This is a genomic window from Bacillus sp. FSL W8-1143, assembly GCF_037965155.1.
Classification (GTDB): domain Bacteria; phylum Bacillota; class Bacilli; order Bacillales; family Bacillaceae; genus Bacillus; species Bacillus pumilus.
The window spans coordinates 1,097,832-1,121,559 of record NZ_CP150182.1 but is presented as its reverse complement, the minus strand read 5'-3'; the positions used below and the strand labels follow the sequence as shown (position 1 = coordinate 1,121,559).

Genomic DNA, 23,728 nt, shown 5'->3' with positions numbered 1-23,728 from the left:
ACGATACACTTAGATGAATTCAGCTAAGAAGGAGTTGCGCGTCATGACAAACGTTGTTCAACGAGCATTAACACTCGATGACATACCAGATCTTATCGCATTGTCTCAAGAGGTAGACTGGCCTGATTACAATGCGGAAGAGCTCACATCTCTTTTAACAAATGGATATTTCACAGGTTTTTCAACAGCGGATGGACAAGTCATCTCATGTGCAGGACTTTTCCAATATGATCGAATGGCGTCAATTGGTGCTGTCATTGTATCTGAGACACATCGCGGCTTAGGTCTTGCAAGGAAAATGATTGACACCCTGCTAGATCAATGTGATCAAAGCATTCCTGTCGTTTTAACCGCTACTGTCCAAGGGCGGCCAGTTTACGAAAAAATCGGGTTTCACACGGCTGGTTACATTACGACTTACAAAGCGCAAAACCCAAACCCAGAAGCGCTTCGTGTGTCAGATGACATCCACCTGTCTCCTGCCGATGAATCGCACCTTCCGTGTATTGAAGCACTAGATGAAAAAGGCGCAGGCACAAATCGATCAAGCTTTATAAAAAACCGGATGAACCGAGCAGCACGGCGTATCATTGCACAAAATGAACATCACGACACAACTGGCTTTGCGTTTGGCGTTGAAACACCTGCCAATTTAATGATTGGTCCGCTTGCTGCAAATGATGAACTTACAGCTCTCTCGCTGATCCGTTCGCTCATTTCGTCTTATTCGGGTCCAATTCGTTTAGATATGCAGGAGGAAACAGCTGAGCGCCTCCATGAATCACTTGTTGAAGCAGGTTTTACGAAAACAAACAAAGCGCATTTTATGATGATTCGCGGAAAAGAAAAGCTGAACGAACCCGCTCTTCTTTATTTCCTTGCCTCTCAAGCATTTTCGTAATATATAAAAAGCTGTAGACACTTGATGTCTACAGCTTTTCTATTATTTCTCGCCGATGGACGAAAGAACATGCGCGAGTGCATTTGTGACCTTTCCATGCTCTGATGCATGCGGGCGGTCATCTCCATCTCCGTACCCATAATCAATCATTCGATTACGATTTAAGCACAGTTTTGTCAGCTTCGGCTGGAAGAGATCAAATAGGTCAAAACGGTCCTTCAGCTGTGGGAATTGCTTTTGATACTGCTGAATTTCTTCGGCAAGCAAGCGCCAAAGTGTCGCTTCATCTAACAGCTCATGATTGTCTAACACATTTGATACGTAACGCAGGTTACAAATAAACAATCCTGTAAAGATAAACTGCACTAAGCCTTCCGGCGGCTCACTCCGCAGCACTTCTTTTAAATCGTCTCCTAGAGAAGCCAATTCAGGCAGCGGCTGATCACTAATGTTCACATCGTCGACGAAATCTTTGATCGCCAAACGATGAGGCTGATGATCTTTTAACACAAGAATCGTATTTTGTCCGTGCGGTGAAAAGACGGTGCCGTATTGATACATAAAGTGCAATAGCGGCGGCATCACCACATGGAAAAATTTCGCCATCCACTCTTTTGCTGAGAGACCTGATTTTTCAATCAGCTGTTTCACATATGGCTCACCTTCATGATCCTCATAGGTGAGTGCCGCAAGTGTAACAGGGTTCTCTCCTTCATCTAAGTACGAGTAAATGCTTTCTCTAAAAATCACACCGAGCATCTCAAGATATTGATACGGCGCACCAGGCAGTTTGCTATAGTAAGGATGATCGACATTAATACTTGCATTCTCACCAGGTAATATCACGCGGCAGACATCAGATAAAAATGAATCTTGGTCCGCAATCCCTTTAATATGCGCTGTAATACGAGGGGCAATGACTGTCCGTTCTGACGGGAGTCCTCGGTACACAAGCGTATTTAAAATGCTCATTGGCAGTTTAATATGATGCTTGCCTTTATTTGAGATGTTCGTAAAGGTTCTGATCGACTGCTGCGGGATATATTGATCCAGTCCCTCTCCTACATACACAATCCGGCGCAACGCCAAATCTTCTGGGAAATGCTGAATAATCATATGTGTCCACTGCCATTTATGAACAGGCATCAAATAATAATCAGCTGCAATCAATCCTTCATCCTTTAGCACGCGGTGAAATTGACGGATCGTGACTTCATCTAACTCTTTGGCAATTACCTGCTCATAGTTTTCATGATCGACTGCATGGAATGTCGCAAGGTCCCGGTGAACAGCAATCCAAGACAGCTGCACACTTTCTTGCCTTTCAGGTGCATAGGCTAGGTAGTCATCATAACTGAACCCAATGCGTCCTTTGTTATACACAATCCAAGGATGGCCTGTCATTTCTCCTTCAATCCATGCATAATCAGTATCTGTCAGTTCATCCGCACGAAGTGCTTTTTTCGACAGCAAATGTACATCTGCTAACAGGGTGTGATGAAGCTCTTTTATAAGGTGTCCTGTTGTGTCAGAAGACATTGGAATGAGCGGCTGAATGTCTAGTAAAAACACAATGGCACTGACATCCTTTGACCATTTTCCGTCTTGACAGCACTCGATTGATTCAGCAATTGTATCAAAACTATCAAACAAACGAGGTTTTGCAAGATAGCGATATTTCTTATGTTCGTGAATGATTAATTCATACTGAGCAATGCCATCCTTTTGATCTAGCTGCACGGGATGTAGCATATCCTCATACATGTATTCAGACAGCATTTTTGCCACCATTCGCTGGTTTGCCTTTTTCCAAGCAGCCGGATTCACCGCTTTTTTCAATTCATCTTGTACACTCATCGCTTCATCCTCCTTAACCTTTGATTTCTTCAAATGTGTTGACGTTCTTATGTGTACCAAATGTCTGGAAGACGTGCTTTTGATAAAGTGGATACACGGTTTGACGAGCAAGTTCATTGATAATCACACTGTTTCGGTAAGCGCCAAGTCCTAAATCTGGAGCGCCAACGCCATGTGTATGAAGCTCTGCATTTTGGACAAAAATATCATTTTCACCCATTGTATTCGTTTTTAAGCGATATTCACGTTCGACTTGGAACCGTCCTTGATCGTCCCATTGAATGTGATGAGAAATTGGATTGATAAACGGGGGCAGTACCGATTGATAGCCCGTCGCCAGTACGACAATATCTGTCTCGTGGGTAAAGGTGTCCTCTTTGACCCATTGCGTGCATGAAAGGGACAAGCCGCGAGCTGTTTCCTCAATCAAGTTGACCTCCGTCATTGCTTGAAGCACTGTGTTCAACTGCTCTCCGCAGGCAGAACGTTCATAAAGCAAATGATAAATATCACGGATCATTGCAGAGCTGATGCCCTTATACAGCAAATCTTGCTGCTTTAACAACGCATCCTTTTTTGTTTGCGGAAGCTCATAAAAGAAATCAATATAATCTGGAGAGAAATATTCAAGGCCAAGGTTTGAATATTCCATTGGGAAAAATCCTTTAGAGCGTGTGAACCAGTGAATATCCTTCGCCTCATCATCTGATAAAATATCATAGAACACTTCTGCCGCACTTTGACCAGAGCCGATCACTGTCACAGATTTCCCTTTGAAACAGCCTTCTTTCTTTCGTTTTAAATAGTCAGCAGAATGAAAAACTTTCTCTCCTAAAGCTGGCTGGAGCGATGCTGGTATCGCCGGCTGTGTACCAATTCCTAAGACGAGATGCTTACTTTCAAACACCTCTACCGTTTGGTCTTTCACATGACGCACATGCACTTCATATCGCTTTTCTCCTGCTTTCTCGATCAATGAGACAGATTCGACGTTCATGCCAAATCGGCAAGAGTCTAACTGGTCTGCGACCCAGCGGCAATAATGACTATATTCCTTGCGCGGAATATGAAAATCCTCTAGAAAGTAAAATGAATACAAACGGTTTTGTTCCTGTAAATAGTTGAGAAAGCTATATTTACTTTTCACATCTGCCATACTGACAAGGTCCGCTAAAAAGGGAACTTGCAGTGTCGTCCCCTCAATGAGCATCCCTGGGTGCCAATGAAAGGCTTCACTTCTTTCAAAAAACAAAGCGTCAATTTCATTTACCTCTTCAGATAATGCGGCAAGTCCTAAGTTAAACGGACCAATGCCGATCCCTATTACATCCACTACATTATTTTGCTTGTTGAACCGCGTCATGGTTATACTTCCTTTCGAATCGTTCTCGATCACAAAACATTAAAAGACCTGTTTTATCGGGTAAATTGACTGGTTTTACACGTTCAAATCCGCATTTTTCAAATACATGGATCATTTTTTCATTGCGAATATCCGGCTCAGCGACGACTTTTTCTGTTCGTTTATTCTGCTCAAATTGAAATGCTGTCATGGCCTGAAGCAGCGGGGCCGCAAAACCTTTTCCCACATAATCCGGTTCCCCTATTAATAGATGGATTCCTTGGTCATGCGGAGAAGGCTGATAGTAAGATTCTATGACATCACCTTTGACGTTGTATGCCTCAAAATAACTCATTGGCGTCCCATCAATTGTACCTAAATAAAGGGTTTGATGCGGATCATGAATCGCCTGATAAAAATGCTTTTCAAAAGCAGGAAACGGAATATTCAAATGCCAAAATGGGTGAACATACTCCTCTTGCATCCACTTGTGGACAAGCCGGACATCTCTTTCATATTCAGCGCGAATAAACTTAATACGATCCCTCATCCAATCAGCGCCTCCTTATGTAAAAAGAGCGGATTCAAGACAGCTGTGTAACGAGACTGTGTTTCCAGAGATCCTGTCAGTTCATCCATATCTTCAAACCGTGTCAGCAAATTCGCTTTTGAAGGCAGTTCTTTTGAGCGCAGAAGGCTGTTTGTCAGCTCAGATGCACCGTATGTTTCCTCATGAGCGAGCAATGTGTCTCTCACAAGGGCGAGCAAGTTTTCTTCTTTCGCCAGACCTTCTGTACCAAAGCCGTTAATGAGACCAAATAAATGATTAAAGAAGAAATAATAACGCAGTCTCTCAACAGCTACCTCATCTGCACAAATCGTTTCACTTCTCACGCTCAGGTTTTGGACAAGATTTGCGAGTTTATCCTTTTTCGATTCACTATAGTAGTAGCCTTGGTTGTCACGATAATAGAAGGTGTGCGGGTAACCACCCTTCATTTGCACAACAGCGTTTTGCTGATGGGCTTCCAGTGCAAGACCATACGTTTCAAACAGCCAGAGCATCGGTTCTAACGAAATAGTTAAATATTGCTTAAACCAATCTTGGCTCACAGCCTCCAGTGATCGGCCTTCTGCGTCTGCAAGGTCATGAATGATCCCTGCTAATCGCGATTTTCCACCATACGCATGATCCTGACATAATCCAGCAATTAAGCTTGCCCCTTTTTCACGATGTAAAAATGGATTTTGGCGAATGACTACTTCAAAGCCAGATTCCGCCTCTTCTCCTTGAATAGATAAATAGGCAGGATCTTCAATGACCCGGAATCCAGAGAATTTGTCGTATAGAGAAACGCCTAATTCTGTTTTTAAAATGCGCGACATCTCTACTCCGCGATCCAGTTCCTTTTGTTTATTGACACGTAAGGAGTTTGTAATTTTCACAGGAACAGAGAATTTGAGCATGTAAGCAGAATCCTTTTGATAGACGGTTCTGAAGGATGAGGTCGCTGTGTATTCAGAACCGATCGGTCCTAAATAAGTGAGTTTCCCTTCCTCTATATAACGGTTCACGAACGCTTTCTCCATAACCACCTTCACTTGAAGCGGGTGAATCGGAATGAGCACATATTCTCCGTTTTCTACTAACGTATTCAGTCTCTCTTTTTCTGCTGGTACCTGGCGCAAGAGCTCCTCTAGCATGAGGCTTGCCGCAGACTGTGTAATTGACGAATCCTGAAGCACAATCGAATGATGCGCTTTAAAGTAATGAAGCTGGAAAGCCCCTTTCAGCTCAGGAGAATAGATCGCTTCCTCCTCCTCTGTCATTCCTTGTCTGCTTTTTGGGGTAGGATGCGTTAAATGACCAAGGAGAAGTGACTGCTCAGCCTCAATATACTCAAAATCGGCTTCAGAAAGAGCGGCTCGATCACTTTCTCGCTCCTTTAAGAACCGTTCAATATTTCGGCAGCTTAAAATGATGCGAAGCATGAATTCATCCTCTGCATCTGTACGGCCATATTCAATGAGAAGCTCCTTTGAACATAAAGCAACAAGTGTCGTGTAATCGACGATTGCGCCCTCTTGTTCACTGCCTTGCGGGCGAAAGCGAATCGGAAAATCAAAGAGATGGCGGCCAACAGATGAAACATATCGGATCGGAATCACAAGCTCTAGATCTTGTTTTGCTAGTTTTGCGATGAAGACAAGCGAGCCATCTGCTCTCGTCTCTTTTTTTGCAGATCGATCGATTCCTGTTTCGCGTAAAAAACAGTTTAAAAAGCTTTGCATGGTTGCATTTTCAGCCATTTGTTTATATTGACTCAACGTAGTACCCTCCCGGATTGAATATGAGCGATCCCGATATCAACGATGTCAGAAAGGATTTCCTCAATATGTGTGATTGTCGTTCTCGGATTTAACAAAGTGAATTTTAAGCATGTTCGGTCATTCACCACTGTTTTTGCAATGACAGCAGTTCCTTTTTTGAATAATGTCCGATGAATGATTTTATTGATGTCATCTGTTTGATCGTCATCCTTAAATCGGAACACAACTGCATTGATTTCTGGCTCAGGATTGATCACTTCAAGGTCATCATTTCTCTCAATAAGCGCGGCCACATCCTTTGCAAAATGAATGGTATGGTCAATGATTTCTCCAAAGCCTTCTTCTCCAATTAAACGAAGAGAAAGAAGTAATTTCAGAGCATCAAACCGGCGCGTCGTTTGGACAGATTTATTGACGAGATGTAGAATACCATCGAGCTCGTCTTCCTTTGGATTAAGATAATCGGCATGATAATTGATCAAACCAAAATGTCTTTTATCCTTTAGCAAAAATGCCCCGCAGGATATCGGCTGATAAAATTGTTTGTGAAAGTCAATCGTGATTGAATCAGCAAGCTCAATACCGTCTAACTTCTTACGGTAGGTTTCGCTTAATACAAGTGCTCCGCCGTAGGCAGCATCTGCGTGAATCCAAAGACCGTATGGCTTGACGAGGTCATATACCTCTCGAACTGGGTCAATACTGCCAAAATCCGTTGTCCCGCAAGTGGCTACTACCGCAAAAGGCAGCAAGTTCTGCTCCTTCAACTCAGCCAGCTTCTTTTTCAAATCATTGAGGTCCATTCGATGATGCTCATCTGTCTCGACTAGTACGACTGCCTGCTCTCCTAAACCTAACTGGGAGGCAGATTTTTTCACAGTGAAGTGAGCATTCTTCGAGCAAAGGATTCTCATGCGGTGAGATTCACTTGGTAAGCCTTTCTGCTGAACATTCCACTGCCATGTGTTTTCACAAAAGGCATCTCTCGCTAGAAGCAGCCCCATGTAGTTAGATTGGGTTCCACCGCTTGTAAATGTCCCATCTGCTAGGCCGCCATAAGAAAACTTCGCACATAGCCACTTGAGAATTTCTTCCTCAACCAAAGAAGCAATACCGCTTTGATCAAAGGAATCCATTGATTGGTTAAAGGAACTTACCATCACCTCTGCGGCAAGTGCAGGAATAAGCGGTGGACAATGCAGATGTGCCAAGCATTTAGGATGCGATACATCAATCAAATGCGGCAAAAGATGTTCTTTTATATCTTGAAAGACGGATTCAATGGATTCACCAGACGGTTGAAATCGAAATAGCGATTCGACACTATCCGCTAATTTCCCAGGCAATATTCCACTGTATGGTCCTGTGTCTTTTTGCCATTGATCCAGTAAGCTGTCGATAGATGTATGAAGAGCCGCTTGGAAGGACTCTCTTCCAAGCTGGCTTTGATTGATAAATAATGAATCCACTGAAGCCTTAGTTGATTGCATCGTACACGGCCTCTTTAAAAATAGCGATGACTTTTTCAAGCTGTTCTTCTGTCATAATGAGTGGTGGCAAGAATCGAATAACACTTCCGAAACGGCCTCCTGTTTCCACAATTAAGCCTTTGTCGAAGCAATTCTTTTGAATAAGACTGGCCAGCTCTGGATTCGCTGGATAGCTTCCGTCCACATCCTGTTTCTCATTTGGACCTACTACTTCAACGCCAATCATTAAGCCTCTCCCTCGAACATCACCGAGAGCAGGGACTTGTTTTTGGATGTCTTTTAGATGCGCCTGCATACGATCTCCTAACCGTTCTACATGATCAAGCAGGTTGGTTTCTTTGATAAATTTAAGCGTAGCAGTTCCAGCAGCCATCGCCATTTGATTCCCTCTAAATGTCCCGATGTGTGCACCTGGATTCCATTGATCTAAATCTTGATCATAAATCACAACTGAAAGCGGCAGGCTTCCACCAATGGCTTTTGACAGCACAATAACGTCAGGTACAATTCCTGCATGTTCAAAGGCAAACATCTTCCCTGTTCGGCCGATGCCTGATTGAACCTCATCAATAATGAGTGGGATCCCTTTTTCTTTTGTGATTCTTCTCATTTCTTTCATCCATTCAATCGATGCTGGAATGGAGCCCCCCTCGCCCTGCACTGCTTCAAAGATCATACCTGCTGGCGGAAGAATACCACTTTCAGGATCATTTAATACGCGCTCAATATACGAACTTGAAATGCGGTGCGAATTCTTCCCACCAATTCCAAATGGGCAGCGATATTCATATGGGTAAGGCATAAAATGAACATCAGGTATTAACCCTTGCACTCTTTCCTTTGGAGATAAATTCCCGCTTAATGACATCGTGGCATGTGTCGCACCGTGATACGCACCATGGAAAGATAGAATGCTTCGATTCCCTGTCGCTGTTTTGACTAATTTAATTGCTGCTTCTATGGCGTCACCACCAGTTGGTCCACAAAATTGAATTTTGGCTCTTTTTGCAAACTCTTCTGGCAAGTGAGAAAAAATTTCATTCACAAATTCTTCTTTAATTTCTGAGGTTATGTCCAGCGTATGCAACGGTCTTTTTTCATGAAGCATACGTTCAATTGCATCTATAACAACTGGATGATTGTGACCAAGTGCAAGTGTTCCTGCGCCTGCCAGGCAGTCATAAAACTCTCTGCCATCCGCATCTGTCACGATCATACCCTCGGCTTTTTGCATGGCTAATGGGAACCGTCTCGGATAAGACCTTGCATTCGATTCTCTTTGACTTTGCTGCTCTAAAAATTGCTGATTTTTAGAAACGGTTTTGATGGACATAATAAAACACTCCTCCAATTGATAAAGATTATCATTTTCATTTACTAGCCTAGAGGATGTGAGATATGAAAGTCAATTGTATTCAAAAAGATGATTCTAAAAGCATATGAATGCTATATTCTCTATTTAACGAGTAATTTCGTGTCATTTTGACAAACCTCTACTGCTATAGGGAGAATAAACGCGTGAGACAAAATAATGTAGAAAAAAATTACAAATCATTCTTCCTGGTTCTTTTGTTCTATTCATGACAAAGCACTTATTTTATATGGGAAAGTGGATGAAAGTGATGTAGAAAAGGAAAAAAAGAAACGTCATTCTATATTGATATAAATGGTTATAATGGTATAATTTCTCTGAAACAAAAGGGAATGGAGAGGGATCTGATGATTTTAACAAAGCGTGATCTCCACCACTACTTAGCTCAGGACAAGAAAGCATTAGCCATTAAGCGCAAACGACCTAAGTGGTTTGGGGATGATATATGGAAATATCAAAGGATTTTACGAAAATATGAATACTATTCTAATAGCGGTGCTGAACTTCGCAAATGGTTCTATCGCTATTTACATAAAAAGAAAGGCATGCAGCTTGGCTTTGATATTCCGATTGGTGTCTTCGGTCCCGGTCTTAGAATCAATCATACGGGTCTCTTAATTGTGAACAAACATGCAAAAATCGGGGCATTTTGTGATATTCATCAAGGGGTGAATATTGGTCAGAATCATCATGAAAAAGATGTACCAACCATTGGGGATCATGTATGGATTGGCCCAGGTGCTAAGCTGTTTGGGGATATCTATATTGCAGATCATATTTCCATCGGAGCAAATGCTGTGGTAAACCGTTCCTTTCACGAGGAGAAAATTGTTATTGCAGGTGTGCCAGCGCAAAAGGTAAAAGAAAAAAGCCCTTCATCATGAAGGACCCACCTGATAAAAAAGAATGATACCGATCAAAACAGAGATGAGCAACATGAGGTAAAACAAAATCGTTAAAATAAGAATGGTCCAGCCAAGTCCCTTCCTCTCTGTCTTGATCAAATAAATACCGAGAACGATCGTACTAAATAAGACACCTAAAATGGCCCACAGCCATTTGTCTTTATCATGCTTTGGCGCATCAAACCATAAATAAATGGCAACAGCAAGTGAAACGAATAACCCTGTAAGTCTCACGTTCAAACTCCTCCTTATGTACACGCGTGCTTTCTATTATGCGTTTGAGTATCCGATCATCAGCAATAAGAAGTAAAAGACATAGACTAGAATGAAAATAGAATAGATGATAATGGACACGATCAGAACCGTCCAGCCCAATCCTTTTCTTCCTGTTTTGATCAGGTATATTCCAAATGTAAAAAGCCCGAATAAAAGGCCTAAAATCGCCCACAGCCATTTATTCTTCCCATGTTTAGGCGCATCTACAAATAGGTAAACGGCCACTATAATCGACACAAACCATCCGGTAATCCAGCGCAACTCATTCGTCACCCTTCTTTTTTAGTTTATTCAATCATACGCTACTTTTGTACTAAAAAGAAAAGGAATTATTCAGTTGAATGTTGCAGAAGGCTTTGCCATTCCTCTCTCAGCATCCCGTAACGCATCGAATCATAATACTCTCCTTGGTAGTAACGGACCTTTCGCAGTCTTCCCTCAAGGATAAACCCGCATTTCTCTGCGCACCGCATCATCCGTTCATTTCCCGACCATGTAGTAAGACCAATTCGAGGAATATCAATGTGTGTAAATAACTTATCAGTCCATAGACTTAATGCCTTTGTCCCAACGCCACCGCTCCAAAAGCGCGAATCATAAATGAGAATGCCGCATTCAAGCCACCGTGTACGTTCATTCTCCCAATAATATGACACGGTGCCTTTGATTTCGCCGTCTATTTCAATACCATATAGCTTTGGCGGAATGGATGTATCCTGTAAGTATCGTTTTTTAAAAGCAGCAAGCGGGATTTCGTGTTCATGAAAATATGGGGCGTTCCACTCTCGATAGGACTGGTCTGGTGCTTTGAATCTTAAATGCCATACCAACTCTAAATCAGCTTCGTTTAATGGTCGTATGTTCACAAGCTTTTGTTTTTCCATTTTCATCTGTTCACGTTCCTTTACTTTGTCGTTCTTTTTGCAAGATGACGGTACTCGATAGGCGTCATGCCTTCGTTTTGCCGAAACAGCTTAGAAAAATAAGTAGGATCATCAATGCCTACGTGATCAGCAATCGCTGCGATTTTATCATTCGTTGAGGCAAGCATGCTTTTGGCTTTTTCGACCTTGAGACGATTGATATATTGGTTTGGCGTGAGTCCATACACCGTCTGCATACACCTTGTCATGTAATCAGGGTGATAGTGCAGCTTCTCTGCAAGCTCCTCCATTTGCAGTTTCTTCATAAAGTGACGCTCAAGATAATGAACCACTTCTGAGGCGACATTCTCCTTTGCACTTGGAATATGAAATGCTTCTTTTTGTAAATGAATGAGCAGTTCTTCAAACTGAAGCTGTTTTTTCAGCGGCAGTTCAGACGCGTCATCGTTTAGGGCCCGCATCTGTGCAAGGTGCTTTTCTAATACATTTCTTCCTTTCACTTTTCCTTTACGGGGCAGGCTAAATTCATATGTTGCCGGCTTTTCAAAGGTGGCTTGATTTTGTTTCATATCAAACCAGTGTTCTCTCGGTCGATTCGTCAGCTCATATGGATCAATTGAGAAATGCAGCCACTCATAGTGCGTATCTTCTTCGCATGGCAGGTGTCCGCCATGCGACAAGCCAGGTGAGAGAATGATATATTCTCCTTCTTTTACGTGATGAGCCTTACTGTCCTCTGTGATCCATAGCTGCCCTCTTGTGACATAAAGAAGATCAAACACGGTGAAGGTTCTAGAGATATGTCTTTCTCCTTGATGAAATACGCCTTTGCCTGAAGCGATATAAACCGGGAACGGCGGTACAGTAAATGTAATAAATCGATTCATATTCATCCCCTTATGAAGTCGGATTTCTCCAATAAGTTTCGGTTTCATCTCTTCTTATTATAGTCGATGCAAGGTACACTATAAATCGGATTTATACGAAAGGAGGTTGATTGATGAAACCTCAATCACTACCAATTCAAAAGATTCAAGCTAGGAGGAAGAAAAACCACCCTTCATTATTTGCATTAACTTGGCCTATTTTTATTGAAATCTCTTTATATATGCTGATGGGAAGCGCGGATACCCTCATGCTCAGCCAATATTCCGATAATAGTGTTGCAGCAGTTGGTGTAAGCAATCAGCTCCTGAATTTATTGATTGTCATGTTCAGTTTCATTACAACTGGAACGACGATTGTGATTGCGCAGCTTTTAGGAGCGAGCCGCAAGCAGGAAGCGACTCAAGTCGCCTATGTCTCACTAGGAACCAATTTCTTGATTAGCTTTGTCATTAGCCTTCTCATGTTTGGATTAGCTGTTCCCATCTTACACCTGATGGGCCTATCAAGTGAGCTCATGCCGGATGCGACTATATTTTTACAAATTGTCGGGCTGCTTTCTTTTATTCAAGCGCTCATTATGACGTATAGTGCTATTTTAAAAAGCTACGGATATACAAGAGATACGATGTATGTCACTATCGGAATGAACTTGTTAAACGTTGCTGGTAACTATTTGGTGATTTTTGGTCCGTTTGGTTTCCCTGTATTAGGTGTCATGGGGGTCGCTTTTTCGACCTCACTCGCTCGATTGATCGGATTAATGGCCATGATCCTCATTGTACGGCGCCGAATTGGATTACGCTTTTCACTGAAGAAGATGTTTCACATCCAGCGGACATATTTAAAAAAATTGCTGAAAATCGGCATTCCTTCTGCTGGAGAGCAGCTTTCTTATAACGGCTCTCAAATGATCATTACACTGTTTATTACATTCATGGGGACGCAGGCATTAGCTGCAAAGGTTTATACTCAAAATGTCATGATGTTCATTATGCTATTTGGTGCAGCCATTAGCCAAGGGACACAAATTTTAATTGGGCGCCATATTGGGGCGAAGGAATTCGATGCTGCCTATCACAGATGCATGAAAAGCTTATACTGGGCCATTGGCATCTCCCTTCTTTCTTCCACTGCTTTATCTTTATCATCGACGCATGTGCTTGCTTTCTTTACTAGCAACAGCGAGATCATTCAAACCGCCGCCACCCTCCTCTTTTTGACCATTATTTTGGAACCGGGCCGTTCTTTTAATATGGTCATTATTAATTCCTTGCGGGCTGCTGGCGACGCGAAGTTTCCAGTGTATATGGCAATGATTTCAATGTGGGGCATCGGGCTTCCGATCGCTTACTTGTTAGGCATTCAGCTTGAAATGGGCCTCATTGGGATTTGGATTTCTTTTATCGTGGATGAATGGGTAAGAGGCATCTTTATGTATAGGCGGTGGCGTTCAAGAGTTTGGACAGAGCATCGCTTTTCTTCCACATAAAAAGGACTGCGGGTGCAGTCCTTTTTTACGTAATATCTTCTAAAATAAGTTCTTTTTCTTGGTTCGAAATAAATGCTCGCTGTGTAAACACGCGGTATTCATTTTCTCTTGTTTTATCTAAAATGGCTTTATAAAAGTGAGCAGCTGCTTTCACTGGTATACGTGAATAGAGCGGGAATTCATGAAGATGGTCAAAAAACTCCTCGTAGTATGCCTCTGCCTCAAAGGCAATGTACTCCCATACGTGCTGAAATGCTTGATTGATAATGCCTTCTTGCAATTCTTGCTCTGTATATCCGAATTGATCCATGACTTGCTTTGGCAAATAAATGCGGTCTCTTTCAGCCTTATCTTCGCCAATGTCACGAAGAATATTGGTCAGCTGCATGGCAATTCCTAATGAAATCGCTGCTTCTTTTAGCTGTTCTTTTTTACGCGGTGCAATAATAGGAAGCAGCATAAGTCCAACGGTACTAGCAACATGGTAGGAATAAATGAGCAGTTCATCCAACGTTTCATATCGGTGCTGCTCTAAATCCATCTCCTGACCTTGGAGCAAGTCACGGAACGGGGCTTGATCCATACGAAACTCTTGAAATGTATGTGCTAGCGCCACCCACATCGGATCATTCCGATCTACCTCACCTTGTAAAAATCGATCAAACGTCTCTCGAAAGGAGGCAAGCTCCTCTTTTGGCGAGGGGGACTCATCTACAATATCATCTGCTCTCCGGCAAAAGGAATACACGGCCCAGACGGCCTGTCTTTTCTTTTTAGGCAGCATGGAAAAGGCACGGTAAAACGTTTTGGAATGGGTTTGAATGGTCTCCTCACACAATTTCAATGCTGTTTGTACATCAACCACTTAGCTTCACTTCCTTTCTGTCATTCAAATTTTTTAACAGCACAGACGCCATCAGCTTCGCACTTTGCATCACGATCGGCACTCCGCCCCCAGGATGGATGGAAGCACCTACTGCATAAAGATTGCCCGTCTCAGCTACCTTCACTTGCGGGCGGAACACACCTGATTGAAACAAGTTAGGCGCAAGTCCAAAGCTGCCACCTTCAAACAATCCTTCTCGCAAGGAATCATTTGGTGTTCTGATTTTTTTCCAGACAATCGACTCTCGCAATCTTGGAAAGCCTCTTTTCTCAAGACGATCGACCATTTTCTCTACAAAATCTGTCTCCTCTTCCCAGTTGATATGATCTCCTGAGGGAACGGGAATCAGCATATATAAAACACTACAGCCTTCCGGGGCAAGAGATGGATCAATGATCGATGGATTAAATGTATAAAACGACGGATCTTGAGGGATCGTCTTCGTTTGAAAAACCTCTTTCATATGCTGATCAAAGTGTTCGCCCATAAAGAATTGATGCACAGGCGCATCATGGTACATTTTGTTTAACCCGAGATACACCATTACACAGCCAGAGGACGGCACGTATTTTCGCCGATCTTGTTCGTCTAAACCAAGCTGTTTTAACGCAGCTGGATAATCTCCGTTGATGACAAAGGCATCAGCTGCTATATGGGCGTCACTGACTTTTGCTTTAACCACGCGCTTCCCATCAAACTCTAGCTCCGTGACTTCGACATTTTTTCTCACATGCACACCCATTTTCATGAGCTGCCCTTCCAATATATCTACTAAACTCGCATAGCCGCCTTTTAAATAGTAGATTCCATGTGCGTGCTCACTATATGAAACAAGCGAATATATAGCAGATGCTTCATATGGATTTCCTCCGACATAGAGGGTTTGAAGTGCATATGCATCTCGCAGGCGTTCGTCTGAGAAATACTTTTTCAGGGCACTTTGAACCGTGCGATACGCCTTTAATTTCATTAAAATTTTCATGTTTGCTTTTGTAAAAAATGTACGCTTTTCATGAAATGATTTCTCTAGAAAAGCTTGTTGTCCTTCTTGAAACCGGTCTGTCATTTCTTCCATAAACCTTAGGAATCCTTGATCTTCCTTTGGAAATACACGTCTGATTTCCTCTAGCTGACGAAATGCATCAGAGTACTTCGTGTAGGAGGTTCCATCTTGAAATTGAATCGTATACAGCGGATCAAGCTGCAAAAGATCAAGAGATGCTTCGTCAATTCCTACCTCATGTAAAATACCTTTTAACATATCTGGAAGTAGGACAATGGTCGGACCTTCATCTACTTTATATCCTTTCTCACGTACAAAAGCAAGCCTTCCGCCAAGTCGCTCATTTTTTTCGACAAGCGTGACATCATGTCCCGCTTTTTTTAAATAAAGTGCTGAGATCATCCCGCCAATACCGCCACCTGCAATCAATATATGTTTTGTCATGAGGCGCTCCCCTTTTCTTGTTGCGGCAATGTTTTGTGCGTATGTTTCTCTTTTGAAAGAATCGCATTTGTCGTGATGCGTGCTGATTCTAAAATGGTCGGCAGTCCGCTTCCTGGATGCGTTCCTCCTCCTACGAGCCAGCAATGATCCAATTCATCAAATTCATTGTGCGGCCTTAGGACCATCATCTGCGTCAGCTGGTGGCCAAGGTTAAATGTGGCTCCTTCGTATACGTAAAGGTCTTCCTCCCATTGCTTCGGTGTAATCATCCGCTCGACTTCTATATGCTGCCTTACATTCTTAAAACCGGTTTTTCGCTCCAGTGTATTCAGTACAAGTTCTCTAAATTCATCTTGATGCGCTTCCCAGTCAATGCCGCTTTGATTGTTGGCAACGGGTGCCAATACATAAAGAGCTGACTTTCCTTTTGGCGCAAGTGAGTCATCTGTGACACTAGCATTTTGAATATAAATAGATGGATCATCTGGCAGCTCATATGTTTTCGTAATGCCTTTGACAAATTGCGCATAATCATCAGAAAAAACGATGGTATGATGCGGCTCCTCATATATGGTATCTAATCCTAAATAAAGCATAAAGGTGGAGCATGAAAATTTTTTCTTTTTTAATTTTTTCTCGCTATATTTCTTTAAAAGTCCTGGCTCTACAAGCTTTGTCATCACATGTGCAAAATCTCCATTTACGACAACCTCATCTGCCTGTATTTCTTCCCCAGTTTCTAAGCGAATGCCCTTTACTTTTCTGCCTTCTGTCAGCAGTTTTTCGACGCCGGCTGACAGATGAATCGTTGCTCCAGCTTCAACCGCCGCTTTTGCCATCGCTTCTGACAGCTGATTGACCCCGCCCTTCGGATGGAACACACCTGTGTCATGCTCCATAAATGATAGAATGGAGAAAGCACCAGGGCACTCCCACGGTGACATACCTAAATACTTTGATTGAAATGTAAACGCATATTTCACTGATTCATTTGAGAAATAATCTGACAGCACATCATATAAACTCTTATTCAATGAAAGCTGCGGAAGTGCTTTGAGCACCTTTGGACGCAAATAATGATGAAAACGATCCATTTTACTTTGTAAAATAGGTGTAAGCCGATCCATTTTTCGCTTCGTATCGTTCATAAATCGAATATACCCTTCGCCCTCTCCAGTTGCAAAGGCTTCTAACCGTCTATACATTTCATCACGATCTCGTATCATATCTAGCTGATCGTCTTGAAAAATCAATCTATACATTTCTTTTAATTCGATCACATCAATATAGTCATAAAGATTTTTACCAGCAAAGGTAAACAGCTCCTCTGCAATATGAATCATGCTGAGAAAGGTAGGACCCGTATCAAACGTGAAATCACCCAGTTGAAACTTAGCGTTTCGTCCGCCGATAAAGGGCTGCTTTTCGTATACATGAACGTCATGTCCTTTGCTTTGAAGCATCATAGCTGCCGCAAGTCCCCCTGGTCCTGCTCCGATCACAATGATTTTCATTATCCTTTTTCCTCCAAATTAATTCACTTTAAGTTAATTATACAAATTAGAAAGATTAGATCAACTTTCGATGTGCTCTATTCGTCTCATGTTATGTATCAAAAAAAGCCGGCTTCCCTTCAACAAATGTAAGAAAGCCGACCCTTTATTACGCTTCTATATCAATTCGATACGTTTCAAACCAATGATGAATTTGCGCCAGATGAGCGATTAATTGCGGGCCCTTCATGAGCTGGCCATACCAAGGCACTTGAAAGGAAGCTCCTTCCGTTTCAATCAGCTGCTTTAATTGATTCGGATCTAGAAATTCGTGAAGGACAGAATCTTTTTGCGCAAGGCAGTCTGTTAACATCTCTTTTACAGCCTGGGTATAGGCTGGATGATGTGTTTTCGGGTAAGGACTCTTCTTGCGATAAAGCACTTCATTCGGTAAAATTCCCTCTAATGCTTTCCGTAAAACCCCTTTTTCACGATTTCCATGCATTTTCATTTCCCAAGGAATATTCCATACATATTCGACAAGACGATGGTCCGCAAATGGTACACGTACCTCAAGACTCGCCCCCATACTCATTCGGTCTTTTCGATCTAGCAGCGTTGTCATAAACCAGACCATATTTAAGTAAAAAAGTTCTCTTCGGGCTTTATCTACTCCAGTTTCTCCATCTAAAAGAGGCGTTTCAGCCACGGTTTCTTCATATTTGCTTTGTGCATATTCTTTTAGTGACAGCTTCTTTTGCCACGAGTCTTGTAAGAGCTGCGTTCTAGCTTCCGTCGATCTCATCCAAGGAAAACCATTCGTTTCATTTGCCGAATGAAACCAAGGATAGCCTCCAAAAATTTCATCCGCACATTCACCTGACAAACCAACCACAAAGTCCTTTTTAATTTCTCGGCAGAACCAAAGCAAGGAAGAATCAATATCTGCCATACCCGGTAAGTCTCGGACCTCAACCGCTTCCTTTAAATAAGCAGCCAGCTCCTTTTGTCCAATGATGCAGCTGTGATGATTCGTTTGAAACGCCTTGGTCATGTGGTCAATCCATGGACCGTCCGCATTTGGCTGGAATTGACTTGCTTCAAAGAATTGATCATTCCCTTCGTAGTCAACCGAATACGTATGAAGCGGTGCTTTCCCTATTTTCTCAAAGTGCTTAGCGGCAATGGCGGTAATGGCACTCGAATCAACGCCCCCCGATAAAAATGTACAAACAGGCACATCAGAGACGAGCTGCCTTGTGACGGCATCTGTAAAGAGATCCTTGACGTGCTGTGCTGTGTCATCGAGCGAGTCCGTATGCGCCTTGCTTTTGACATTCCAGTATCTCCACACACGCAATCCGTTTTTTGAAAAGGTCAAGGCATGAGCAGGTCTCAGCTCTTTTACCCCTTTAAACACTCCTTGCCCTGGTGTTCTAGACGGTCCTAAACCAAAAATCTCCGATAATCCCTCATGATCGACTTTTGCTTTCATATCAGGGTGAGCAAGAAGCGCTTTGATTTCTGAACCAAATAAAAAGGAATGATGACGTTCTGTATAGAAAAATGGCTTGACGCCGAGCCGGTCTCTCCCTGCAAATAATAATTCACGCTCACTATCCCAAATCACAAATGCAAAAATACCATTAAAATGGGTCACACACTCTTCCTTCCATTCTGTGTAGGCGTGAAGAAGTACCTCTGTATCAGAATGCCCAAGAAAACGGTGGCCTCTTTTTAACAATTCTTTTCTTATATCCTCTGTGTTATAAAGCTCTCCATTGTATACAACGGTATAAGCATGGTTTTGATGTGTATATGTCATCGGCTGTTTTCCGCCTTCTACATCTACAACCGCTAATCTTTTATGCCCAAATAGAATGTGCTCACTTTTCCACGTATTTGTATCGTCTGGCCCTCTTTTAGATAATGTATCTGTCATTTGATTGATTACATGGTCCTGTTGGATGAGCTGCTTTTTAAAGTCTGCCCAGCCTGTTATTCCACACATCATCATCAGCTCCCATCCGTTTTTCCTCAAGTGTTCTCATTCAGCCTTTCTTAGTTTATGCATCGTCTCCTTGATAGTTGATTTGTCCTTTTTTCTCGGGCGTATAGGACAAGCATGATTTGGTAAGAAAAGAAAGAGGAAAGGAGCGTCTGCAAATGGAAAAACGAATGAGGCAGCTTGAACGCTGCAGCCGAAGATGGTGCAGCGGGTATTTACTCATTGAAAACGGGCATTGTCTGATTGAAGATGAAGAAGGAGAAATCATGCTACCAGAAAGTCTTCAAAGCACGATGATCTATTTGAAGGAAAATGACAGGTGGACAAAAGGGGAACTGCTCGGCTCCATGATCCTTCATGAAAGTGGACAGCTGTTAGAAGTACGGGGCGGTGAGGAGATTCAATATACGGCATCACTTGCCAAAGGCTTGCTTGACCTTCTCATGTTTGTTCCTGAAAACGTCTTTTATGAAATCACTGCACAGATAGAACAGCTTGGCTTTTCCGTCTACGATTGTGTTTTCTCGTCCTTTCATTCTTTTCAACGAGTTTCTTTCTTTCAGTTTTCGACAGATACACAATCACTTGCCCTTCAATGTCACCACGACTCCGCCGCAGGTCAAATTCGTTTTGAATGGACCACTTCTGACGGTCACCGGTCAGTTTCGCAATTTGAAGGCATATAAAAAGGACACTGCTTCGTATAAGCAATGTCCTTTTTATGTTAAAAGATATGGAAACCGATTGGCAGACGTAACCCGAGAAGAATGGTCACAATCGCGAGTACGATAAAACCAATCAATACACCAGTCACCGATTTTCCTTTTTTCTTGCGTACAAGAACCATTTCCATGAAGCCGATCACAAGGATACCGAAAATCATTTTACCGATATACTCGCCACCGAAACCTGGAATCTTCATTCCTGTGCGAACATACAGCTCTACGCCTGTGGCGATAATGATCAAGTACAATAGTCTGACAATCATGTGCACAATTTTAGCACCTTTGTCGTTTTTACCTGCTAGAGCAAAGGCCACGAAGAATAAAATAATTCCTAGCACCCATGCTGTAATATGTAAATGCGTTCCCATCTGTTATTTCCCCCTTTATCAGAACAATTACCTTCTCATCGTACCACGAAATAAGTCGAACACAAAGCGACAATCCTGTGTCATCTCACTCTTTATTTGACGCGATTTGATAGCGTCCCAATCGGTTCAATCGTGATGTCGATTCGATCCCCTGAAGCTAAAAATTTAGGCGTTTCAAAGCCTTTGCCAACCCCAGAAGGTGTTCCCGTTGCAATGATGTCACCAGCTTCTAGTGTCATCCCTTTTGAAAGAGTAGACACAATGTTCTCGATGGAGAAAATCATTAATTCTGTACTTGCAGACTGGCGAACCTCTCCGTTAACCTTTGTTTCCACATGGAGCGCGCCGTGATCCTCGATCACAGACTTATGTACAATATAAGGTCCTATCGGGCAGGTTGTATCTAAGCTTTTCCCTATAAAAAATTGTTTGTGTTTTTTCTGTAAATCTCTTGCCGTTACGTCATTTAAAATGGTGTAACCAAATAGATAATCATGGACTTCTTCAGGTGCAATATTCTTCCCTGATTTGCCCATCACGATCGCAAGCTCTCCTTCATAATCCAGTTCACTCGTCACATCTTCATGAAGGAGGATATCCGCTTCATGTCCAACGACTGAAGTAGGTGCCTTTGTAAAGATCATCACATCTTTAGGAATATCCGCTACACTTCCCATCTCCATGACATGATCTTGATAATTCTTTCCAACACACATAATGTTTTTAGCTGGCTTTGGAATCGGCGCATGGAGTTTCACGTCCGACAGCGGATAAACATAAGAACCGCGATCCTCTTCTTTTTTCTCAGCCCAGTCAAGGAGCTGTTTGACATGCTCAACAAACTTGTCCCCCATATGAATACATTCAGCTAAAGAGTTTGGCAGTGTCTCAAGCTCAAATAATTTGGCTTCTGCCTTTTTGACGTCCATGACCCATTCATCATCAATGACTACCCCGATAAACATCCTGCTATGTATCTCACCTGTAAAAAACTTCATGTTTTCCCCTCACAATCTTCATTTCGCTAAGTGATGATGTCTCATTTTATTTCTCTATGAAATAAAAAAAACCCTTTTTTATCATACTCTCTTTTAAAAAGGGTTTCAAAAAAGATGATCTGATGTTTAGCGGTAGCGGCGATACTCCCACATGTTCCCTTGATCCCATTTACGATCAACATTTCCTCTGCTGCGGGAATGATGCTTTTTCTTTCCACATCTTTTGCAAGAGCGACTGCTTCTATGGTGATGAGATCGCTTAGATCGATGGCTGCGGCGCGACTTGCGGCTCTTCTTATGATGCGATCTGTGCTTGCTGCGATGTGACTTGCGGCAGCTCTTCTTATGATGCGATCTGCATTTGCTGCGGTGTGACTTGCGGCAGCTTTTCTTATGATGGGATCTGTGTTTGCTGCGACATGACTTTTTCGGTTCGCTCTTTTTGCTTCTGCAAGATTTCTTGCTTTTATATGACTTTTTACTCTTCATGCTTTTCTTCGAGCGATAACTTTTCTTTGAACGATGGCTTCTGTAGCTTTTTTTACTGCGACATGATTTACGGCGTCCACCACCGCCAAAGAACCAATGACCGCGATTTGAATGACGAGAACGAGCTGACTTATGCGATCGTCTCGATTCTGGCTCACGATCTAAGTGATGATCACGTCCTTCACTTCGAAGTGAATCCACTGCATGTTCAATATGTGAATGATCAAATGTGCTCACGAACGATTCCCCTCCCAGTCTATACTTTGACAAAACAAACAGATCAAACTGTTTATCTTCTCTGCTTTATGTTACGAGACTTGGTAGACAAGTGTTCTTGGCGGATGCCCCTTTCTTTTAAAACTCCATGAATACCTAACAAACGGGTACAGGACATTCCTTCATTTTCATATCGTAAAGAAGAGCATAGGAGGAGGATGAACGCATGACTACAGAACCTTTAAAGCAAATGGATATTTGGATTCATCCAAAGGACCTGATTGAATTAAGAAAAGACATATGGAACGACGAACCTGTTGAGGCCATTTTGAAAACCGGCCAGATCAAATCGCACATTTATGCTTCATACCGAGGGTCTCATATTAGAAAACTTAAGAAAAAGTCCTATCAAATTGAATATCGAAAGCCAAAGCAAAGACAAGGCGAATCCATCTTTCATTTAAATGCGGAGTACAATGACCCTTCGTTTATCCGAAACAGGCTGTCCTTTTATTTCTTTGAGCAAATGGGCGTGCTAAGCCCTGCTGCGTCTCATGTGTTTCTCACTATAAACGGAAGAAAAGAAGGCATTTATTTAAAAATAGAATCCGTCGATGAGCACTTTTTTCAGAAAAGACAGCTTTCAGGAGGCGGCATTTATTATGCAGTCGATGACGACGCCAACTTTTCCCTTTTGAGTTCATTTGATAAAAAGCCAAAAAAACACCTTCTCCTCGGGTACGAGAAAAAAACAGGGAGTTCTCAACATGATCAACAGCTGAGTGAATTTATTTACTTTCTCAACACAGCGAAAGATGACATATTTGCCGAAAAGATTGAGCATTACCTAGATGTGACCCAGTATTTCCGCTGGCTCATTGGTGTTGTGTGCACACAAAACTTTGACGGCTTTGTCCATAACTACGCTCTTTATGTGAATGAACAAGGCAGGTTCCAAGTGCTTCCTTGGGATTATGATGCGACATGGGGCCGTGACATTCATGGAGAAGAAATGGCGTTTGATTATATTCCAGTAAGCGGCTTTAATACTTTAACTGCTAGATTACTAGATATCCCTTCGTTTAAGAGAGCCTATTACACGCTTTTCCAGCACGTACTCGATACACATTTTTTAGAAGACCGGCTTTGTCCAATTATTGAAAAATGGCATGCTTCTATTGAAAACCGAATCGGAGATGATCCTTATACGAGAAATAGAAAAGACATCCTACAATCAGAACGAGAGGTCATCCGGCAGTATATCAACAAAAGACGACGTTATTTACAGGCTGAAATAAGAAAAGAGAGAGATCGCACGTAAGGACGCTTTCGAATTTTGTCACTTTATTACTCATATTGACGA

General features: G+C 42.3%; 21 protein-coding genes. 5 read left to right on the top strand and 16 right to left on the bottom strand.

Going from position 1 to position 23,728, the window contains the following annotated elements:
* Positions 1-43 precede the first annotated feature (43 nt).
* The gene (locus tag NSQ36_RS05435) at positions 44-901 is read left to right on the top strand and encodes a GNAT family N-acetyltransferase (protein WP_251191000.1); all 858 of its coding nucleotides are present in this window, start codon (positions 44-46) and stop codon (positions 899-901) included.
* Between the two features lie 42 nt (positions 902-943).
* Here NSQ36_RS05435 and NSQ36_RS05430 read toward each other — a convergent pair whose 3' ends face one another.
* The 6 genes from NSQ36_RS05430 to NSQ36_RS05405 are packed head-to-tail and all read right to left on the bottom strand — an operon-like array spanning position 944 to position 9,254.
* A complete protein-coding gene (locus NSQ36_RS05430; RefSeq protein ID WP_251191001.1) occupies positions 944-2,758 on the bottom strand; it encodes an IucA/IucC family siderophore biosynthesis protein in 1,815 nt (604 codons plus the stop codon).
* A 13-nt stretch (positions 2,759-2,771) separates the two neighbouring features.
* Positions 2,772-4,121 (bottom strand): lysine N(6)-hydroxylase/L-ornithine N(5)-oxygenase family protein, encoded by a 1,350-nt coding sequence (locus NSQ36_RS05425; protein WP_050945330.1) that lies wholly within the window; start codon positions 4,119-4,121, stop codon positions 2,772-2,774.
* Positions 4,096-4,650, bottom strand: a complete 555-nt coding sequence (locus tag NSQ36_RS05420; protein ID WP_050945332.1) for a GNAT family N-acetyltransferase — start codon at positions 4,648-4,650, stop codon at positions 4,096-4,098. Before NSQ36_RS05420 ends, NSQ36_RS05425 begins: the two co-directional genes overlap by 26 nt.
* Positions 4,647-6,428 (bottom strand): IucA/IucC family protein, encoded by a 1,782-nt coding sequence (locus tag NSQ36_RS05415; protein WP_339161720.1) that lies wholly within the window; start codon positions 6,426-6,428, stop codon positions 4,647-4,649. Before NSQ36_RS05415 ends, NSQ36_RS05420 begins: the two co-directional genes overlap by 4 nt.
* Complete coding sequence (locus NSQ36_RS05410; protein WP_339161717.1) at positions 6,425-7,921, bottom strand: aspartate aminotransferase family protein; 1,497 nt, start codon at positions 7,919-7,921, stop codon at positions 6,425-6,427. Before NSQ36_RS05410 ends, NSQ36_RS05415 begins: the two co-directional genes overlap by 4 nt.
* Positions 7,908-9,254, bottom strand: coding sequence for an aspartate aminotransferase family protein (locus NSQ36_RS05405; protein WP_339161714.1), 1,347 nt, complete (start codon positions 9,252-9,254; stop codon positions 7,908-7,910). The genes NSQ36_RS05410 and NSQ36_RS05405 overlap by 14 nt, the downstream gene beginning before the upstream one ends.
* Before the next feature lie 386 nt (positions 9,255-9,640).
* On the opposite strand from NSQ36_RS05405, the gene NSQ36_RS05400 reads away from it, so the two are divergent.
* Positions 9,641-10,177, top strand: coding sequence for a serine acetyltransferase (locus NSQ36_RS05400; protein ID WP_268458910.1), 537 nt, complete (start codon positions 9,641-9,643; stop codon positions 10,175-10,177).
* Here NSQ36_RS05400 and NSQ36_RS05395 read toward each other — a convergent pair.
* The 4 genes from NSQ36_RS05395 to NSQ36_RS05380 all read right to left on the bottom strand — a co-directional run bounded on the left by NSQ36_RS05395 (position 10,172) and on the right by NSQ36_RS05380 (position 12,245).
* Positions 10,172-10,432, bottom strand: coding sequence for a hypothetical protein (locus NSQ36_RS05395; RefSeq protein WP_080984794.1), 261 nt, complete (start codon positions 10,430-10,432; stop codon positions 10,172-10,174). The two genes, NSQ36_RS05400 and NSQ36_RS05395, sit on opposite strands and share 6 nt — an antisense overlap.
* Positions 10,433-10,468: 36 nt before the next feature.
* On the bottom strand, positions 10,469-10,735 hold the full coding sequence (locus NSQ36_RS05390) for a hypothetical protein (protein ID WP_003212235.1): 267 nt from the start codon (positions 10,733-10,735) through the stop codon (positions 10,469-10,471).
* A gap of 68 nt (positions 10,736-10,803) precedes the next feature.
* The gene (locus NSQ36_RS05385; protein ID WP_251191005.1) at positions 10,804-11,364 is read right to left on the bottom strand and encodes a GNAT family protein; all 561 of its coding nucleotides are present in this window, start codon (positions 11,362-11,364) and stop codon (positions 10,804-10,806) included.
* Positions 11,365-11,378: 14 nt separating this feature from the next.
* Complete coding sequence (locus tag NSQ36_RS05380) at positions 11,379-12,245, bottom strand: AraC family transcriptional regulator (protein WP_251191006.1); 867 nt, start codon at positions 12,243-12,245, stop codon at positions 11,379-11,381.
* Between the two features lie 113 nt (positions 12,246-12,358).
* On the opposite strand from NSQ36_RS05380, the gene NSQ36_RS05375 reads away from it, so the two are divergent.
* Positions 12,359-13,735 (top strand): MATE family efflux transporter, encoded by a 1,377-nt coding sequence (locus NSQ36_RS05375; protein ID WP_339206965.1) that lies wholly within the window; start codon positions 12,359-12,361, stop codon positions 13,733-13,735.
* A 25-nt stretch (positions 13,736-13,760) separates the two neighbouring features.
* On the opposite strand, the gene NSQ36_RS05370 is transcribed toward NSQ36_RS05375, so the two are convergent.
* From NSQ36_RS05370 to asnB, 4 genes are all read right to left on the bottom strand, one after another.
* Positions 13,761-14,600, bottom strand: a complete 840-nt coding sequence (locus NSQ36_RS05370; RefSeq protein WP_339206964.1) for a phytoene/squalene synthase family protein — start codon at positions 14,598-14,600, stop codon at positions 13,761-13,763.
* Positions 14,593-16,068: a phytoene desaturase family protein gene (gene crtI, locus NSQ36_RS05365; RefSeq protein ID WP_339206963.1), complete on the bottom strand. Its 1,476-nt coding sequence runs from the start codon at positions 16,066-16,068 to the stop codon at positions 14,593-14,595. Before crtI (NSQ36_RS05365) ends, NSQ36_RS05370 begins: the two co-directional genes overlap by 8 nt.
* Complete coding sequence (crtI, locus tag NSQ36_RS05360; RefSeq protein WP_113386921.1) at positions 16,065-17,582, bottom strand: phytoene desaturase family protein; 1,518 nt, start codon at positions 17,580-17,582, stop codon at positions 16,065-16,067. Before crtI (NSQ36_RS05360) ends, crtI (NSQ36_RS05365) begins: the two co-directional genes overlap by 4 nt.
* Before the next feature lie 148 nt (positions 17,583-17,730).
* Complete coding sequence (gene asnB, locus NSQ36_RS05355) at positions 17,731-19,572, bottom strand: asparagine synthase (glutamine-hydrolyzing) (protein ID WP_251191008.1); 1,842 nt, start codon at positions 19,570-19,572, stop codon at positions 17,731-17,733.
* A 155-nt stretch (positions 19,573-19,727) separates the two neighbouring features.
* Here asnB and NSQ36_RS05350 point away from each other — a divergent pair, with 155 nt between their 5' ends.
* Positions 19,728-20,255, top strand: a complete 528-nt coding sequence (locus NSQ36_RS05350; protein ID WP_137054814.1) for a DUF2777 family protein — start codon at positions 19,728-19,730, stop codon at positions 20,253-20,255.
* Positions 20,256-20,293: 38 nt separating this feature from the next.
* On the opposite strand, the gene NSQ36_RS05345 is transcribed toward NSQ36_RS05350, so the two are convergent.
* Both NSQ36_RS05345 and NSQ36_RS05340 read right to left on the bottom strand, forming a co-directional pair.
* Positions 20,294-20,662, bottom strand: coding sequence for a YisL family protein (locus NSQ36_RS05345; RefSeq protein WP_003212021.1), 369 nt, complete (start codon positions 20,660-20,662; stop codon positions 20,294-20,296).
* A 92-nt stretch (positions 20,663-20,754) separates the two neighbouring features.
* Positions 20,755-21,660 carry a fumarylacetoacetate hydrolase family protein gene (locus tag NSQ36_RS05340; protein WP_113386918.1) on the bottom strand — a complete coding sequence of 302 codons (906 nt, stop codon included), beginning with the start codon at positions 21,658-21,660 and terminating at the stop codon, positions 20,755-20,757.
* Positions 21,661-22,591: 931 nt separating this feature from the next.
* Between NSQ36_RS05340 and NSQ36_RS05335 the strand changes: the two genes are divergently transcribed.
* Positions 22,592-23,686, top strand: coding sequence for a CotH kinase family protein (locus NSQ36_RS05335; protein ID WP_251191009.1), 1,095 nt, complete (start codon positions 22,592-22,594; stop codon positions 23,684-23,686).
* The last annotated feature ends 42 nt before the right edge of the window (positions 23,687-23,728 follow it).

Coding starts and splice junctions, on each gene's coding strand:
- crtI (WP_339206963.1), bottom strand. CDS start 16,068: ATGACAAAACATATATTGATTGCAGGTGGCGGTATTGGCGGGATGATC.
- NSQ36_RS05375 (WP_339206965.1), top strand. CDS start 12,359: ATGAAACCTCAATCACTACCAATTCAAAAGATTCAAGCTAGGAGGAAG.
- asnB (WP_251191008.1), bottom strand. CDS start 19,572: ATGTGTGGAATAACAGGCTGGGCAGACTTTAAAAAGCAGCTCATCCAA.
- NSQ36_RS05335 (WP_251191009.1), top strand. CDS start 22,592: ATGACTACAGAACCTTTAAAGCAAATGGATATTTGGATTCATCCAAAG.
- NSQ36_RS05430 (WP_251191001.1), bottom strand. CDS start 2,758: ATGAGTGTACAAGATGAATTGAAAAAAGCGGTGAATCCGGCTGCTTGG.
- NSQ36_RS05350 (WP_137054814.1), top strand. CDS start 19,728: ATGGAAAAACGAATGAGGCAGCTTGAACGCTGCAGCCGAAGATGGTGC.
- NSQ36_RS05385 (WP_251191005.1), bottom strand. CDS start 11,364: ATGAAAATGGAAAAACAAAAGCTTGTGAACATACGACCATTAAACGAA.
- NSQ36_RS05405 (WP_339161714.1), bottom strand. CDS start 9,254: ATGTCCATCAAAACCGTTTCTAAAAATCAGCAATTTTTAGAGCAGCAA.
- NSQ36_RS05420 (WP_050945332.1), bottom strand. CDS start 4,650: ATGAGGGATCGTATTAAGTTTATTCGCGCTGAATATGAAAGAGATGTC.
- NSQ36_RS05410 (WP_339161717.1), bottom strand. CDS start 7,921: ATGCAATCAACTAAGGCTTCAGTGGATTCATTATTTATCAATCAAAGC.
- NSQ36_RS05380 (WP_251191006.1), bottom strand. CDS start 12,245: ATGAATCGATTTATTACATTTACTGTACCGCCGTTCCCGGTTTATATC.
- NSQ36_RS05435 (WP_251191000.1), top strand. CDS start 44: ATGACAAACGTTGTTCAACGAGCATTAACACTCGATGACATACCAGAT.
- NSQ36_RS05340 (WP_113386918.1), bottom strand. CDS start 21,660: ATGAAGTTTTTTACAGGTGAGATACATAGCAGGATGTTTATCGGGGTA.
- crtI (WP_113386921.1), bottom strand. CDS start 17,582: ATGAAAATCATTGTGATCGGAGCAGGACCAGGGGGACTTGCGGCAGCT.
- NSQ36_RS05425 (WP_050945330.1), bottom strand. CDS start 4,121: ATGACGCGGTTCAACAAGCAAAATAATGTAGTGGATGTAATAGGGATC.
- NSQ36_RS05345 (WP_003212021.1), bottom strand. CDS start 20,662: ATGGGAACGCATTTACATATTACAGCATGGGTGCTAGGAATTATTTTA.
- NSQ36_RS05400 (WP_268458910.1), top strand. CDS start 9,641: ATGATTTTAACAAAGCGTGATCTCCACCACTACTTAGCTCAGGACAAG.